General features: G+C 65.0%; 16 protein-coding genes. 3 read left to right on the top strand and 13 right to left on the bottom strand.

What is annotated here, in order from left to right; genetic code table 11:
* Positions 1–10 precede the first annotated feature (10 nt).
* The 8 genes from hisF to G3I74_RS01020 are packed head-to-tail and all read right to left on the bottom strand — an operon-like array spanning position 11 to position 6825.
* The gene (hisF, locus tag G3I74_RS01055) at positions 11–778 is read right to left on the bottom strand and encodes an imidazole glycerol phosphate synthase subunit HisF (RefSeq protein WP_164209208.1); all 768 of its coding nucleotides are present in this window, start codon (positions 776–778) and stop codon (positions 11–13) included.
* Positions 766–1500: a 1-(5-phosphoribosyl)-5-[(5-phosphoribosylamino)methylideneamino]imidazole-4-carboxamide isomerase gene (gene hisA / locus G3I74_RS01050; RefSeq protein ID WP_164209205.1), complete on the bottom strand. Its 735-nt coding sequence runs from the start codon at positions 1498–1500 to the stop codon at positions 766–768. The genes hisF and hisA overlap by 13 nt, the downstream gene beginning before the upstream one ends.
* Before the next feature lie 60 nt (positions 1501–1560).
* Entirely contained in the window at positions 1561–2151 is a 591-nt protein-coding gene (gene hisH, locus G3I74_RS01045) for an imidazole glycerol phosphate synthase subunit HisH (RefSeq protein ID WP_164209202.1), read from the bottom strand.
* Positions 2152–2156: 5 nt separating this feature from the next.
* A complete protein-coding gene (hisB, locus tag G3I74_RS01040) occupies positions 2157–3227 on the bottom strand; it encodes a bifunctional histidinol-phosphatase/imidazoleglycerol-phosphate dehydratase HisB (RefSeq protein ID WP_164209199.1) in 1071 nt (356 codons plus the stop codon).
* Positions 3224–4288: a histidinol-phosphate transaminase gene (gene hisC / locus G3I74_RS01035; protein WP_164209196.1), complete on the bottom strand. Its 1065-nt coding sequence runs from the start codon at positions 4286–4288 to the stop codon at positions 3224–3226. Before hisC ends, hisB begins: the two co-directional genes overlap by 4 nt.
* On the bottom strand, positions 4285–5616 hold the full coding sequence (gene hisD / locus G3I74_RS01030; RefSeq protein WP_203594427.1) for a histidinol dehydrogenase: 1332 nt from the start codon (positions 5614–5616) through the stop codon (positions 4285–4287). Before hisD ends, hisC begins: the two co-directional genes overlap by 4 nt.
* Positions 5613–6503, bottom strand: a complete 891-nt coding sequence (gene hisG, locus G3I74_RS01025) for an ATP phosphoribosyltransferase (RefSeq protein ID WP_239056494.1) — start codon at positions 6501–6503, stop codon at positions 5613–5615. The genes hisD and hisG overlap by 4 nt, the downstream gene beginning before the upstream one ends.
* Before the next feature lies 1 nt (position 6504).
* On the bottom strand, positions 6505–6825 hold the full coding sequence (locus G3I74_RS01020) for a YerC/YecD family TrpR-related protein (RefSeq protein ID WP_164209190.1): 321 nt from the start codon (positions 6823–6825) through the stop codon (positions 6505–6507).
* A gap of 125 nt (positions 6826–6950) precedes the next feature.
* On the opposite strand from G3I74_RS01020, the gene G3I74_RS01015 reads away from it, so the two are divergent.
* Positions 6951–7502, top strand: coding sequence for a lipocalin family protein (locus G3I74_RS01015; RefSeq protein WP_164209188.1), 552 nt, complete (start codon positions 6951–6953; stop codon positions 7500–7502).
* A 24-nt stretch (positions 7503–7526) separates the two neighbouring features.
* Here G3I74_RS01015 and G3I74_RS01010 read toward each other — a convergent pair whose 3' ends face one another.
* Positions 7527–8420: an EamA family transporter gene (locus G3I74_RS01010; RefSeq protein ID WP_164209185.1), complete on the bottom strand. Its 894-nt coding sequence runs from the start codon at positions 8418–8420 to the stop codon at positions 7527–7529.
* Between the two features lie 497 nt (positions 8421–8917).
* Between G3I74_RS01010 and G3I74_RS01005 the strand changes: the two genes are divergently transcribed.
* Positions 8918–9286, top strand: a complete 369-nt coding sequence (locus G3I74_RS01005) for an HMA2 domain-containing protein (RefSeq protein WP_164209182.1) — start codon at positions 8918–8920, stop codon at positions 9284–9286.
* Between the two features lie 62 nt (positions 9287–9348).
* Here G3I74_RS01005 and G3I74_RS01000 read toward each other — a convergent pair whose 3' ends face one another.
* The 4 genes from G3I74_RS01000 to G3I74_RS15800 are packed head-to-tail and all read right to left on the bottom strand — an operon-like array spanning position 9349 to position 12764.
* Positions 9349–11523, bottom strand: coding sequence for a heavy metal translocating P-type ATPase (locus tag G3I74_RS01000; RefSeq protein WP_338063032.1), 2175 nt, complete (start codon positions 11521–11523; stop codon positions 9349–9351).
* Entirely contained in the window at positions 11513–11785 is a 273-nt protein-coding gene (locus G3I74_RS00995) for a hypothetical protein (protein WP_239056493.1), read from the bottom strand. Before G3I74_RS00995 ends, G3I74_RS01000 begins: the two co-directional genes overlap by 11 nt.
* Positions 11782–12111 carry a magnetosome protein MamC family protein gene (locus tag G3I74_RS00990; RefSeq protein ID WP_164209176.1) on the bottom strand — a complete coding sequence of 110 codons (330 nt, stop codon included), beginning with the start codon at positions 12109–12111 and terminating at the stop codon, positions 11782–11784. The genes G3I74_RS00995 and G3I74_RS00990 overlap by 4 nt, the downstream gene beginning before the upstream one ends.
* Positions 12108–12764 carry a hypothetical protein gene (locus G3I74_RS15800; protein ID WP_164208726.1) on the bottom strand — a complete coding sequence of 219 codons (657 nt, stop codon included), beginning with the start codon at positions 12762–12764 and terminating at the stop codon, positions 12108–12110. Before G3I74_RS15800 ends, G3I74_RS00990 begins: the two co-directional genes overlap by 4 nt.
* Before the next feature lie 192 nt (positions 12765–12956).
* Between G3I74_RS15800 and G3I74_RS00980 the strand changes: the two genes are divergently transcribed.
* A complete protein-coding gene (locus G3I74_RS00980; protein WP_164209173.1) occupies positions 12957–13727 on the top strand; it encodes a DUF1295 domain-containing protein in 771 nt (256 codons plus the stop codon).
* Positions 13728–13995: the final 268 nt, after the last annotated feature.

The following is a 13995-nucleotide window of genomic DNA, read 5'->3' as shown; positions in this document are numbered from 1 at the left end:
GCGGTTAAATTCAACATCTCGTAACAATCCCCCGACCCGCCAGCCAGCGCTTGAGGTCCGGAATCGCGATCTGACCGGAATGGAACACCGTCGCGGCCAGCGCGCCGTCGACGTCGGCCTGCTCGAACACGTCGAGAAAATGCCCTTCCTCGCCGGCGCCGCCGGAGGCGATCAGCGGTACCCGGCAAAGCGAGCGGATGTGCCTGAGCTGGTCGATGTCGTAGCCGGATCGCACGCCGTCGGCGTCCATGCAGTTGAGCACGATTTCGCCGGCGCCCAGGCGCTGGACTTCCTCGACCCAGTGCTCGGTGTCTCTTCTCGGGTCGACCATGTTGTCCGGATCGCCGGTGTACTGGCGCACGCGCAAGGTGCGATCTTCGCGGATGGAATCGATGCCGACGACCACGCACTGCGAGCCGAAGGCCTCGGCCAGCTCGGAAATCAGGGCCGGGCGCTCCAGCGCCGGAGAGTTGACCGAGACCTTGTCGGCGCCGGCATGCAGAACCGCGCGCGCGGTGGCGACATCACGAATACCGCCGGCCACGCAGAACGGGATGTCGATGGCGGCGGCGACTTTTTCCACCCACTCCACCTCGACGCTGCGACGTTGCGGTGAGGCCGTGATGTCGTAAAAAACCAGCTCGTCGGCGCCTTCGTCGCGGTAGCGTTCGGCCAGCTCGACGATATCGCCCATCTCGCGGTGGTCGCGGAAACGTACACCCTTGACCACTCGGCCATCGCGCACGTCCAGGCAGGGGATCAGCCTTACCGCGACCATTGGCGGATCGCGTTCAGAGACACCCGGCTTTCCAGCAGCGCGCGCCCGACAATGCAGGCGGCAACGCCTGTGCGCTCGGCGGCATGCAGATCAGCGTCGTCGGAAATCCCGCCGGAGGCCTGGAGCTGAACCGCGGGAAAGCGATTGACGATGGACTGGTAGAGCTCCACGCTGGGGCCGCTGAACATGCCGTCGCGCTCGATGTCGGTGCACAGGAGGTGGCGCAGGCCGGCGTTTTGCAGCTTTTCCAAAAGGGCGAACAGTTCCAGGTGACCGGATTCGGTCCAGCCGGCAGCTTTCGGTACCCATCCGCCGGCCGTATTTGGAGCCACGTCGAGTCCGGCAACAATGGCATCCGGGCCAAGATCGCCCAACCACTCGGCCACGAGGTCGGGGTCGCGCACGCACAGGCTGCCAATGACAACGCGTCGTGCACCGGCCTCCAGGCGCGCCTCGACGTCAGCCAGAGCGCGCACGCCGCCGCCGGTTTGCACGTCGATTGACAGCTCGCTGCAGATTCGCTGAATGATTTCCAGGTTGGCATCGCCACCGTCGCGGGCGCTGTCCAAGTCGACGATATGGATCAGGCTGGCGCCGGCATTCTGGTATTTGGAGGCCAGCGTGATCGGATCGTTGTCGTAGTTGATTTCACGATCGTAATCGCCCTGTTCCAGGCGCACGACGCCGCCTCGCCTGAGGTCAATGGCGGGAATCAGCTGCATGAGGCGATCATCAACGACAGAAGCGTTAGAGGGTGGTACTGCATCGCGATCGGGCTCCGTCTAGTGGGCAAGAAAGTTGGCGAGCAGCCGGGCACCCGCCGCAGCGGATTTTTCCGGATGGAACTGGCAGGCGGCGAAATTGCCCTTGCGGACCACGGCAGCAAAGCGCTGGCCGTGCTGGCTGGTGGCTGCGGCATGCTCGATGGGCGCGGCAAAGCTGTGGACGAAGTAAAACCATTCTTGTCCCGAAAGTCCGCGCGCCAGTGGATCGTCGGGATCGGTCCAGACCAGCTGGTTCCAGCCCATGTGGGGCAGACGCAGGCCCGCTTCGACGTCCATTTTACCCACCGTTCCGGGGATCACCCCCAGGCAGTCAGCGTCGCCTTCCTCGGAGTGCTCGAACATCAGCTGGAGTCCTAAGCAGATGCCGAGCACCGGCTGGGAAAGCCCGCGAACGACTTCGACCAGCCCGGCTTCGCGCAGCGCGTTCATGGCCCAGGCCGCAGCTCCCACGCCCGGCAAAATGACCTTGTCAGCGCTTCGGATTTCGGTCGGGTCGCGCGTCAGCACGCTCTGCGCGCCAAGGCGGTTCAGCGCGTGAATGACCGAGCCCAGGTTGGCGCCGCCGGAATGGATCACCGCAATCGTCATCGGAATTACAAAAGACCCTTGGTCGAAGGAACGCCGGCGGTAGTGCCGCGCGCGAGCGCCGGGCGCAGAGCGCGGCCGACGCCCTTGAAACAGGCCTCGACCATGTGGTGGGTGTTGTCGCCGGTCAGCTCGATGTGGATCGCGCAGCGCAGGGTCTGGGCCAGCGAGGCGAAAAAGTGGCCCACCATTTCGGTGTGCAGTCCGCCGACGGATTCGCGCGGGAACTGGCCGTGCAGCACAAAAGCCGGGCGGCCCGACAGATCGACCGCGACCCGGGCCAGCGACTCATCCATCGGCAGCACGAAACCGTAGCGGCCGATGCCGGTCCTGTCACTCAGCGCCTGGTCCAGCGCTGAACCCAGGGCCAGGGCGCAGTCCTCGACGGTGTGGTGCTCGTCGACGTGCAGGTCACCGGCGCAGGCCAGGTCCAGGCTAAAGCCGGCGTGGGCGGCGATCTGCTCGAGCATGTGGTCGAAAAAGCCGATCCCCGTCTGGATCGCGATCGGCCTGGGTGCGTCGAGGTTGACCGCGACGCGAATGCCGGTCTCGGCGGTGCTGCGCTCCACCCGCCCGGTCCGCGGCGTGGCCAGGATAGCCTGCGCGACGCTGGTCCAGTCCTGCCCCTCCGGACCGACCCGAAAACCTCGCAAGCCCATGTTGGCGGCCAGCTCCAGGTCGGTCTCGCGGTCGCCGATGACGGCCGAATGGGTCCGGTCCAGGGCCGGGTCGCGCAGATAGTCCAGCACCATCCCGACCCCGGGCTTGCGCCTGGGCGAGTGCGCCTCGGGCAGGCTGGGGTCGATGTGGATGGCATCGAATTCGATGCCCTGCGAGGCCAGAATCTGCAGCAGCAGCTTGTGCGGGCCTTCGAAGTCTTTTTGCGGGAAAGCCTCAGTGCCAAGCCCGTCCTGATTGGACACCATGACAAAGCGGAATCCGGCCTGCCTGAGCGAGACCAGGGCCGGGATCACGCCGGGCATCAGCCGGAGTTTGTCGAAGGCGTCAACCTGCTCATCGGCTGGTTCTTCGATCAGGCAACCGTCGCGGTCTAGAAAGAGAATCTTGCGTTGGCTCATGGCTGCCAGTCTCTCAGGAATTCGGCCAGGGTTTGCATCTCCTCTTCACTGCCTACCGTAATCCGGACGCAGTTGTCCAGGTCCGGCTGGGTCGACTGATCGCGCAGGCGAATGCCGGCGGCAAAAGCATCTTGCACCAGCGCCTGGGCATCTTCGACCCGGACCAGCACGAAATTGGCCTCGCCCGGCCACACCTGTTTGATGTCGGCATGAAGCTCGAGCTGCTCGAGCAGCGCCGCCTTCAACCGTTCCAGCCGGGCAAGCTGATCTTGCTGGCGCGCCAGCGCTTCGGGTGTCAGGGCCGCCAGGGCCGCGCTCACCGACGGTGTCGGCAACGGGTATGGCGCGATGATCCGGCGCAGCAGGTCGACTACGTCCGGGTCTGCGATCACCGCGCCAATCCGGCAGCCCGCCAGCGCGTAGGCCTTGGACAGGGTGCGCAGAACCACGAGGTTGGGTTGCAGACCGACCTTGTCGGCCAGCGAGTCGGAGTCGGAAAACTCGATGTAGGCCTCGTCGATCACGACCAGACCGTGATCGGAGACCCGCCGGGCAAGTTCCAGCACGGTGTCGGCGGCGATCCGGTTGCCGGTGGGGTTGTTCGGCGAGCACAGGAAATACAGCCGGCAGGGCAGGGTCTGTGCGACCGCGGCCGTGTCAAGCTGCCACTGTCCCCCCACCTCGATCAACGGTGCTTCGATCACGTCGGCATTCTGCACCCGGGCGCTCAGGGCGTACATGCCAAAACAGGGCGGGCAGACCAGCACGCGATCCTGACCGGCGCGGCAGAAGACCCGCACCAGCAGGTCTATGCCCTCATCGCTGCCGCGGGTGATCAGCAGACGGCTTTCGTCAACGCCGTAGACCTCGGCCAGGCGGGCCTTGAGCGCGGCCGGCTGGGGGTCCGGATAGCGGTTGAGGGCAAGTCCACCGTCGCCGGCCGGCGGCCAGGGGTTTTCGTTGGCGTTGAGCAGCACGCCGGCGCTGTCGGCCAGCGCGCGCGCCGAGGCGTAGGGTTTGAGCGCGCGGATTTCCGCGCGCGCCAGGGCCGCCGGATTCATGCCGATGTTCCGTTCTCCGGCTGGGCCTGATTCAGTCGATCCAGGCGCATCGTGATCGCCAGCCGGTGCGCGTCCAGGCCTTCATGCGCGGCCAGCCGGGCGCCGGGTGGGCCGAGCTTGCGCAAGCCGTCGGGCGAGGCTTCCTGGACGGTCATGCGACGCATGAAGTCGGTGATCGACAGCCCGCCGATGGATCGCGCCCAGCCGGCCGTGGGCAGGACGTGGTTGGTGCCGGAGATGTAATCGCCCAGCGATTCGGGCGTGTAGTGACCGAGAAACACCGAGCCGGCCGAGGTCGTCGCATCGCACAGCGTATGCGGGTCGCGGGTACTGATGATCAGATGTTCCGGTGCGTACTCGTTGCTGATGGCGACGGCTTCGTCCAGATCATCGGCAACGATGACAGCGCCGTGACCCAGGGCGATGCGCGCGGTTTCGGCCCGAGCCAGCGTCGGTGTCAGGCGTTCCAGCGAGCGATCGACGGCCTCGGCGAAGTCGGCGCTGTCGGTGACCAGAAAGGCCTGCGAATCGGCCCCGTGTTCTGACTGAGAGAGCAAATCCATGGCCACGAAATCCGGGTTCGCAGAATCATCGGCAATCACCAGCACCTCCGACGGGCCGGCCGGCAGGTCCTGGGCGGCGCCGGCCGCGCTTTCGGCGACCTGGCGCTTGGCCTCGGTAACGAAACGGTTGCCGGGTCCAAAGATCTTGGCCACCCTGGGCACGGATTCGGTGCCGTAGGCCATGGCGGCCACGGCCTGGGCACCCCCGGAAACCAGCACCGTGTCGATGTCGAGGCGATGGGCAATGGCGAGCACGGCGGCATCGGCGCGGCCTTCGGCGTTGGGTGGCGTGGCCAGCACGATCTGCCGGCAGCCGGCCAGTCGTGCCGGCACGGCGAGCATGATCGCCGTCGACGGCAGCGGCGCGCTGCCGGCCGGGACGTACAGACCGACCGGGTCCAGCGCCTGCCAGCGCGCCTGACAGGTCACGCCGGGGGCAGTTTCGACGCTCAGGTTCTCGGGCTTGCCGGCCGCGTGGAAGCGGCCGACGGTGTCGATGGCCGTATCGATGGCGGCCAGCAGTTCCGGGTCGAGACTTTCGGCCGCCGCGGCCAGTTCCCCGGGTTTGGCCAGCAGACTGGCGGGTGCGCGTCGGTCGAACTTCTTGCCGAAGTCGAGCAGGGCCGCATCGCCGCGTGAACGGACCTCGGCGATGATGTCGGCCACGGTCTGGCGCAGCTCGGCGTTGCTTTCCATGGCCGGGCGGGCAAGCAGCTTGGCCAGGGCCTCGCGGCCGAGTTCGCGGGCGTTGACGATCTGCATCATGCGAGCATTTTCTCCACGGGTAGGACCAGGACCGCGGAGGCCCCGGCGCGCTTGAGTTCTTCCAGATGCTCCCAGAATACCTGCTCGGTGCAAACGGCATGCACAGCCACCCGGTCGCCCTGACCTTCCAGGGTCAGCACGGTGGGTGATTCGGCGCCGGGCAGGATGGCCGAGATTTCGGCCAGGCGCGAGCGGGGAGCGTGCAGCATCACGTATTTGCTCTCGGCGGCCTGGCGCACCCCCTCGATACGGGTCAGCAGCGTGTTGAGCAGTTTTTCGGCATCCGCATCCAGCGTTTCCGGGCTGCGGAACAGCGCGGCCTGGCTGTTGAGCACCTCGTCGGTGGCCTTCAGGTGATTGGCGCGCAGCGTGGTCCCGGTCGAGACCAGGTCGACGATGGCGTCGGCCGTGCCCAGGCTGGGCGCGATCTCGACCGCGCCGCTTAAGGTCACGATATCGGCCTCGACGCGGTTGTTGTCGAGCCACTGCCGGGTCAGCTGCGGGTAGCTGGTGGCCAGGCGCTTGCCGGCCAGGTCTTCAGGGCCCTGGTAGTCCATTTTTTCGGGTACGGCCAGCATCAGCCGGCAATGGCCGAAATCCAGCTGGGTGAGCGACTCGAGCGTGGCCTGCGGGCGGCGGCAGCGTGCTTCAAGCAGTTTTTCGCGAGTCACGTTCTCGCCGACGATGCCGAGCTGACATACGCCTTCAAGCAGCAACCGAGGGATATCGTCGTCGCGCACGAGCAAGAGGTCTACGGGCAGGTTGCGGCCGTACCAGAACAGCTTGTCCTTGGACTTGGCGAACGACAGGCCGGAGCGCTCGAGCAGGTTGAGCGATTGCTCCGAAAGGCGTCCGGATTTCTGGATGGCGATTTTTAGTCTGGTCATGCTAGTCATGGTTGGGTGTCTGCTTGATTCGTTCCAGGGCGAGGCGGTAGCCGCCGTTGCCGTTTTCCAGGTAGCGCGCGACCCGCCCGATGGTGGTAACGCTGACGCCGGTGTGGACATGGATTTCCCGGTAGGGCATGCCCTGGTCCAGAAACTTCACCACCCGCCATCGATCCACCAGGGCCTCGAGTTCGGCCGGCGTGGTCAGGTCGCGCAGCAGTGCTCGGCATTCATCGGCCGTGCGCATTGCCAGAAAGGCCTCGGCCAGGCTGGAGCGTGCGGCGCGGTTGGCTTCCAGGTGTTGGGGGTCGCGTTGTTTCATTTTGTTAATGTATTAACACGCTATTACGTTAACACGAACAGCGGGCAGGTGCAATTTCTTTGGCTTTCGGGGGTTGGGGCAAGCCCGGTGAGGTAACGTTCACTTGGGGAGGGTTTAATGGGGGGATGAAAAACCTGCTGCTATTATTGCTCGCCGGCGTCTTGTCTGGCTGCGCCTCGACCTGGAACTCGCCGCCGCTGGAGACCGTTGATTCGGTCGATCTCGAGCGCTACATGGGCGAGTGGTACGTCATTGCCAACATCCCCTATTTCGGCGAGCGCGGCAACGTCGCCGGGCGTGCCATTTACCGGATGCGCGAAGACGGGCGAATGGATGACATCTATCTCTACCGCGACGGAGATTTCGATGCGCCGGAGGAGCGACTGGAAGGCGTGGCCTGGGTTGTCGACGAGGATTCCAACGCGCGCTGGAAGGTCCGTTTTTACTGGCCGCTCACCTTCGCCTATTACATCGTCGACCTGGACCCGGACTACCAGTGGAGCCTGGTCGGACATCCTTCTCGCAACTATGCCTGGATCATGGCCCGGGCGCCCCGTATCGATGATGAACTTTACGAACAGTTGCTGGCGCGGTTCGAGGAACTGGGCTTTGATTCATCGGATCTGAAGAAAGTGCCGCAGTTTCCCGACCAGATCGGTCAGCCCGGCTTCCAGTAAAACCTCGCGCCAAGGTCAAAGCCGTCAGGGAGCGGGTGGCTGTGCCGGTGGCGTGCGCCGCCGGAAACGCATACGCAGGGTAATCCACAGCACGCCCCCCAGCACCATACCGCCGCCGATCATCAGACGCGGTCCGGGCCGGTCGCCCCAGAATACGATGCCGAGAATGACCGCCAGCACCGGCACCAGCAGCAGGTAGGGCGTCACCTTGTTGACCTCATGGCGCTGGATCAGCCAATAAAACCCCCCGTGCCCGACGATCGATGCGCCGATGGCCGAATAGGCAATGGCACCCCAGAGCGAGGGCCGGCTCAGCGCCTCCATCGAGGGCAGCGGCCCCTGGCCGAAAAATAGCGCCAGCGCGCTCAAAAGCGGAAGAGACAGCAGGGCATTCCAGGCCTGGAAGTTGAGCACGCTGATGCCCTTGATCCGTCGCATCAGCATGGTGCCCACGGCCAGCGACAACGCTGCCAGCAGCACCAGGATCAGCACGTCCAGCTGGGCCAGAACCAGTGGATCCAGTCCCATGACCAGTACACCGCCGAACGCGGTCATGATGCCGGTCGTGGTTCGCCAGCCGATGCGCTCGCCCAGAAAAAGCACCGCAAGGACGGTGGACATTGGCACGTAGACCTGCATCAGCAAGGCGATGGAGGACACATCGCTGGACCGGCTCAGCGCGATGAACAGCAGCGCGAAATGGACCCCGCCCATGGACCAGCAGGTCAACAGCAGCCGGGCCCACTGGTCCCGTGCCGGCACCTTGAGCAGCGGTGCCAGCAGGATCAGGACCACGGCAAAGCGGGTCACGGTAAAGCTCAAGGGCTCAACCTGCTGGACCGCCCAGGCCGAGGCAATGAAGTTGCCCGCCCATGTCAGGCAAATCAGGGCAAGCAGAAGAAAGTGGGACAGGGGCACGCAAACAGATGGCTGAGGACAAGCCCGGCATTGTGCCTCAACGTCTGCGTCATCTGACGAATACCGACATGGAGCGCCCTTCGCAGTCCCCGGCGACGTGCGGTTGTCTGGTTTAAATAGCGACTCTGGATGGTTCCTTGGTGTTTTTAGTGAATTAATCGGCTACAGCAACTTTTTGGCACACAAGCTGCATTAACAAGATGCTCACATTTTCAGAGGCAGTAAAACCATGGGGAATCATGAAAACGGTCCGGACAGCCCGGACAGGGGCGAAATCCAGGCGCTGATGTGCGATGAAGTCTTGCGGGACTGGCTGCGGCATCTGGAGACTCAGGCAAGGCCGGGACGCCAGCTCCCGGCCGAGTCTGAAAGCACGCATCAATCGGATTCAATGCCCCGATCAGCCTGAAAGAACGATAATGCTTTGCATTTGCATTTTCTATGCTCTATATTGAGTGTCCGATCCTTAATCAATGCTTTTGAGGAGGACACGCGCCATGAGTCACTACTTCCATCACGTTCCAGGCCGAATTCGTATTCGTTCGCGCCGCTTTCGCTCTGACGTCGCTCATGCTCAAGCCCTCGTCGAACGCCTTATGGAAACCGAAGGCGTTCAGGACGTCAAAACCAACGAGCGCAACGGCAGCATCACCATCCACTACGATCGTTCTGAAGCAACAGGCATCCGGATCATCGGCATGCTGGCAGCCGAGGGTTTCGTGCCCAACGGTCAGGTCACTCAACAAACACCCTCCGCGCCCGGCGATGGAGATCTGCTGGCGACTTTCAGCCGCGCCGTGGTTGGTGCAGTCGCCCAGCAAACGGTCACGCGCTCCCTGAGCACGCTGGTCACCATTCTTCGGTAGCCCGGAGAAGATAGGACAAGCCGGCGGCGAGATTGGCGCCGCCTGCGCCTTTTCTTAACGCCTCAGCCTTCCTCGGTCGGAAGCGGTGTCCTGCCGCCGCCGGTCAGCTTTCCGCCTGACAGGGCATTGAGCAAGATTCCCATGGTGCTGCCGTTGTGCAGCAGGGCGCTGCCGACGGGCGAAACGCGACCCAGCGCGGCGGCGCCGAGAATGGTGGTGTTGATACCGACGGCCAGGTTGAAATTTGTCCGGATCAGGCGGCTGGTATCCAGCGCAATGGCGCGCGCGTCGGCGACCAGCGACAGACGGTCTTCCAGCAGCACCACGTCGGCCGTCGCCCGCGCGATGTCGGCTCCCCGCGGCATGGCAATGCCGACTTCCGAGGCGGCCAGCGCCGGCCCGTCGTTGACGCCGTCGCCGACAAAAGCCACCCGGGCGCCTTCGCGGGTCAGGCGCTCGACGATGGCGGCCTTATCTTCCGGCGGCATTTCGGCGTGGATTTCATCCAGACCCAGCCGGCGTCCCAGCGTTCTCGCCTTGTTTTTCCGGTCTCCGGTGATCAGGATCAGGCGCTTGATACCGAGCTCGCGCAGGCGGTCAACGGTTTCCCTGGCGTCTTCGCGGACCCGGTCACGCAGGGCGATCAGGCCGACGGGGCGGTGATCATCGCTGACGTAGAGCAGGATCTTGCCCTGGGCCTGAAGGTCGTTGATGGTCTCCCCGAAAGCGGCGAAATCAAGTCCGATATGCTCTTCGAGGTAGTGCCGGCTGCCGATATACAGGCGGCTGCCGTCGACGTCGGCCGACATGCCGTGGGCAACCAGGTAGCTGACCTCGCCGTGAGAGATGTGCTCCAGCGCCTGTTCCCGGGCCGCCTTGACCACGGCGCTGGCAATGGGATGGGTGGCGTGCTCCTCGATGGACGCCACCAGCGCCAGCAGCGTGTCCTGACAGCGGCTGCCGTCGAGAACGACAACGTCGGTCACGGCCAGATCGCTGTGGGTCAGGGTCCCGGTCTTGTCGAAAACCACCGTGTCCACGCTGGCCAGGCCCTCGATGGCCTCGCCGCCCTTGACCAGGACGCCCTGCTGGGCCGAGCGCACCATTCCGGCCTTGAATGCGACCGGCGTGCCGAGCTTGAGGGCGCAGGAATAGTCGACCAGAAAAACCGACTGCAGTCGCCGCGCATCGCGGGTCAGGGCATAAACGGCCGCGCCCGTTCCCAGCGTCAGGTAGACCCGCCGGTCGGCAAGCTCGTCGGTCAGACGCTGCGTGCGCGAGCGCTGGCTCAGCGATTCCTGAATGAATTTCGCCACCCGGGCGGTGGTGGTTTCCTCGCCCACCCGTGTGGCCTCGAAACGAACCTGGCCATCGATTACCACCGAGCCCGACACCAGCCTTTGCAGGTGTTCGCGACGAACCGGGACATCTTCGCCGGTGATCGCCGATTGATTGACCAGCGCCGTTCCGCTCACGACCCGCCCGTCGGCTGCCACCGTCTCTCCGGGTCCGACGACGACGATGTCGCCCGCCTTGACCTGGGCGCCTTCGATCTGCTCCAGGGCCCCGTCGCGCTCGACCCAGGCCATGACCGGACGTGGTCTGAGCAACCGCCGCAGCATGCGGTCGGACTGGCGCGCGGTGTGGGTTTCCATGTACTCGCCCAAAGCCAGCATGCTGGCGGTCAGGCTGGCCGTGTAGTACTCGCCACGCGACGCCGACAGGCCGACGGCCAGCGCATCGAGAACCTCCGTTCCAATCCCCGACTGAACGAACGCGTCGGCGCCGCGCGCCAGCGTTGGTCCGGCCGCCAGCAGGGTCAGCAGACGTTTGCCGGTCGTGGGGAGAAGCGGGATGAACAGCAGCGACATCAGCCCGGTCAGTAGCGGCAGCAGCTCGGCTTGTTCTTCCGGATTGACGCCGACCAGATCGGGATCGACGCGAAACCGGGCCAGGCGGTTCAGCACCGCTTCCCTGGCGCCGGCTTCGGGCTCGTACTCGACGACCAGGGAGCGCGCCGAGCCGTTGACCCTAAGGTGGGTGACTGACGGATCTCCCTCCATCCAGGCTTCGAGCTGACCGACCGCATCCCGCGCCTGCGCCAGCGCGGGCAATCGCAAGCGCAGCCTGCCGGGCAATTCATGGACGATGTATGCGCCCTCGGTTAGCGACACCTGGCGCGCGGGCGCGGGCGCATCGGCAGCGTGCGGGGCGATGGCGAGCGCGCTAGCTGCCACGCTCCTGCTCTGCCAGGCGCAGCTCGGCCTCGGCATCCTGAAAGCGTTCCTTGAGCTCTTCGACGCCACCCTGCAGCGTCGACCAGGCCTTGACTGAACTCTTGATCGCCGCGCGCTGCACCTGCTCGTTGGTCAGCAAGTAAGTCGCGGCCGCACCGATCAGCAGCCCCTTGACGAATCGATCGCGGGAAGCGGTACCGCCGGGCTGTCGAGGTGCGGGTGTCGGGTAGCGCGGATCGCGCAGCGGATAGCCGCCGTTCATCCTGCGTCTCCTTTGACCATGGCCCGCTCCAGTCCATAGACGACCGCGGTGCCGGTTGCAATACCGGCCACGAAAGACGCGACCGGGGAACGGAACTGGGACGCGACCAGGCTGGCAGCGCCCGCGGCGAGTCCGGCCGTAGCGCTACCGCGAAGAGTATCGAGCGCGGCATCGGCCCGGCTGATGTCACCGTTTTGCAGGCGGTACAGATTGCGTGCCCCGGTGCCGCAGAAACCGGCCACCGCGCCAATCCGTGCCATCTCGTAGTAACCCCGCTGCGGGCGCGCAGGCTGCATCGGGTAGGAGCCGGGATAGTAGTAGTTCATGACGAGGATTCCTTTTTCTTGGTCCGGGTTGTGGTGCTGCGGGTTTTGGCCGGAGCCGGCTTGGCGGCGGGTTCAGTCTCTTCTTCAGCTGCCTTGGGACGCAGGGAGTCCAGGCCTTTCTCGACCACATCGCGGGCCTTGACGCCGCTTTTGAAGAGCGATTGCTGGACGGTTTCGTTGGTCAGCAGCAAGACCGCAGCTGCACCCACCAGGGCGCCTTTCCAGAAATCGGTGTCTTCGAAATCGAGCAGTTTGCCGAGGCCTGCCAGACCCGAGCCTGCGGCCATTTCCTCGATGATTTGCTCCATGCCGGGTCCGCGACCGCCGCCCGGTCCTTGCCCCTGCATGCCGGGCGCGCCGCCAGGCCCATATCCAGCGCCGGGTCCGTAGCCACCACCGGGACCGTGTCCGGCCATGCCGTGAGGTCCGGGACCGTACACCGGTCCGTAGCCCGGACCCATGGGGCCCCAACCCGGCATCGTGGCGGCATCGGGGCCGGCAGCATACGGACCCCAGGTTCCGGGAGCGCCCGGCGGGGGACCGTAGTAGCCCCATCCGTAGCCCGGCGGCGGCCCGCCAGCCGCCTGTTGTTGCGCCGGATCCGGTCCTTCTTCCTGATTGCAGCCCGAGCCGCGGGGAGGCTGGTCGTACATTGAACTGATGCTCCTGCGTGATTGGTAAACGCAAAATTTACCATCAAACAAAAATCACTTGCAATAGCGAGTGAGTCTTGTTCCATGCCATGTCGTGGACGAGCCCTACCCAGCCGGGCCTCAGGATTTCGGCGCGCGTAAATTTTCCGACGATTTGCTGCAGTGCTCACGGGATAGGTCCATCATGGCCGGATGAACCTCCTGATCGCTTTTTTGTTGACCGTCTTGCTCATGTCCGGCGTATGGCTTTGGCAGCGCCGGTCCGGTCGAGCCGACTGGGTGGACGCTTTCTGGGCCGGCAGCATCGGTGCGCTGGCCGTGTTTTATGCGGTATTCGGCGACGGGGCAGTTGAAAAGCGGGTACTCGTGGCGCTGGTGGCGGGGACCTGGTCGTTTCGTCTGACCCGGCATCTGGCCGTGCGCCTGGCCGGTCACGAACAGGAAGACGGCCGCTACCAGGCCATGCGCGAGCACTGGGGCGAGAGGGCGCAGTTCTGGCTGTTTGTGTTCTTCATGGGTCAGGCCCTGATCGCCTGGCTGTTTTCACTACCGGCCTGGGTGGTCGCCAACGACCCCTCACCGGCCATGAATGTCTGGGTCATCCTGGGCGTTGTGGTCTGGTTCGTCAGCCTGGCGGGCGAGTCGCTGGCGGATCGCCAGCTGTCCGCCTTCCGCCGCGACCCGGCCAATCGTGGCAAGGTTTGCCAGGTCGGGCTATGGCGTTATTCGCGTCACCCGAACTACTTCTTCGAGTGGCTACACTGGTTCAGTTACCCGCTGATCGCGATGGGTGCTCCCTTCCAGTGGCTGGCCTGGCTGGGGCCGGTGCTGATGCTGCTGTTCCTGTACCGCGTCACCGGCATCCCCTACACCGAGAAGCAGTCGCTGAAATCGCGCGGCGATGCCTACCGCGAATACCAGCGCACGACCTCGGCGTTTATCCCCTGGCCGCCGAAGGACTGAGCGTTTCCCAATCAACCGCCTGGCCCAGTAGCTAAGCGGCGGCGAGTGATCGGGTGCGCCGGATCGGCGTCGGCTCGTGCGACTTGTCCTGTCAGCAAGCTGCGCTTGCCGCCAGGATGCCCTGCGCTACTCGGGCCGGGCGGGGCTCGCCTCAACTCACTCCGGGCCTGTCGGCCCTCCGCTCAAACACACGGCGAGCCTTTTCCGCCCGGCCCTGCGTTGCTCGGCGGCGTCGAAGTCGCCGACGCCGACCCGGCCCACCCGATCA

The sequence above is a fragment of the Wenzhouxiangella limi genome (genome assembly GCF_010499265.1).
GTDB lineage: Bacteria > Pseudomonadota > Gammaproteobacteria > Xanthomonadales > Wenzhouxiangellaceae > Wenzhouxiangella > Wenzhouxiangella limi.
Note: the sequence above shows the minus strand (reverse complement) of the source record. Positions and strands in the feature narration are given on the sequence as shown.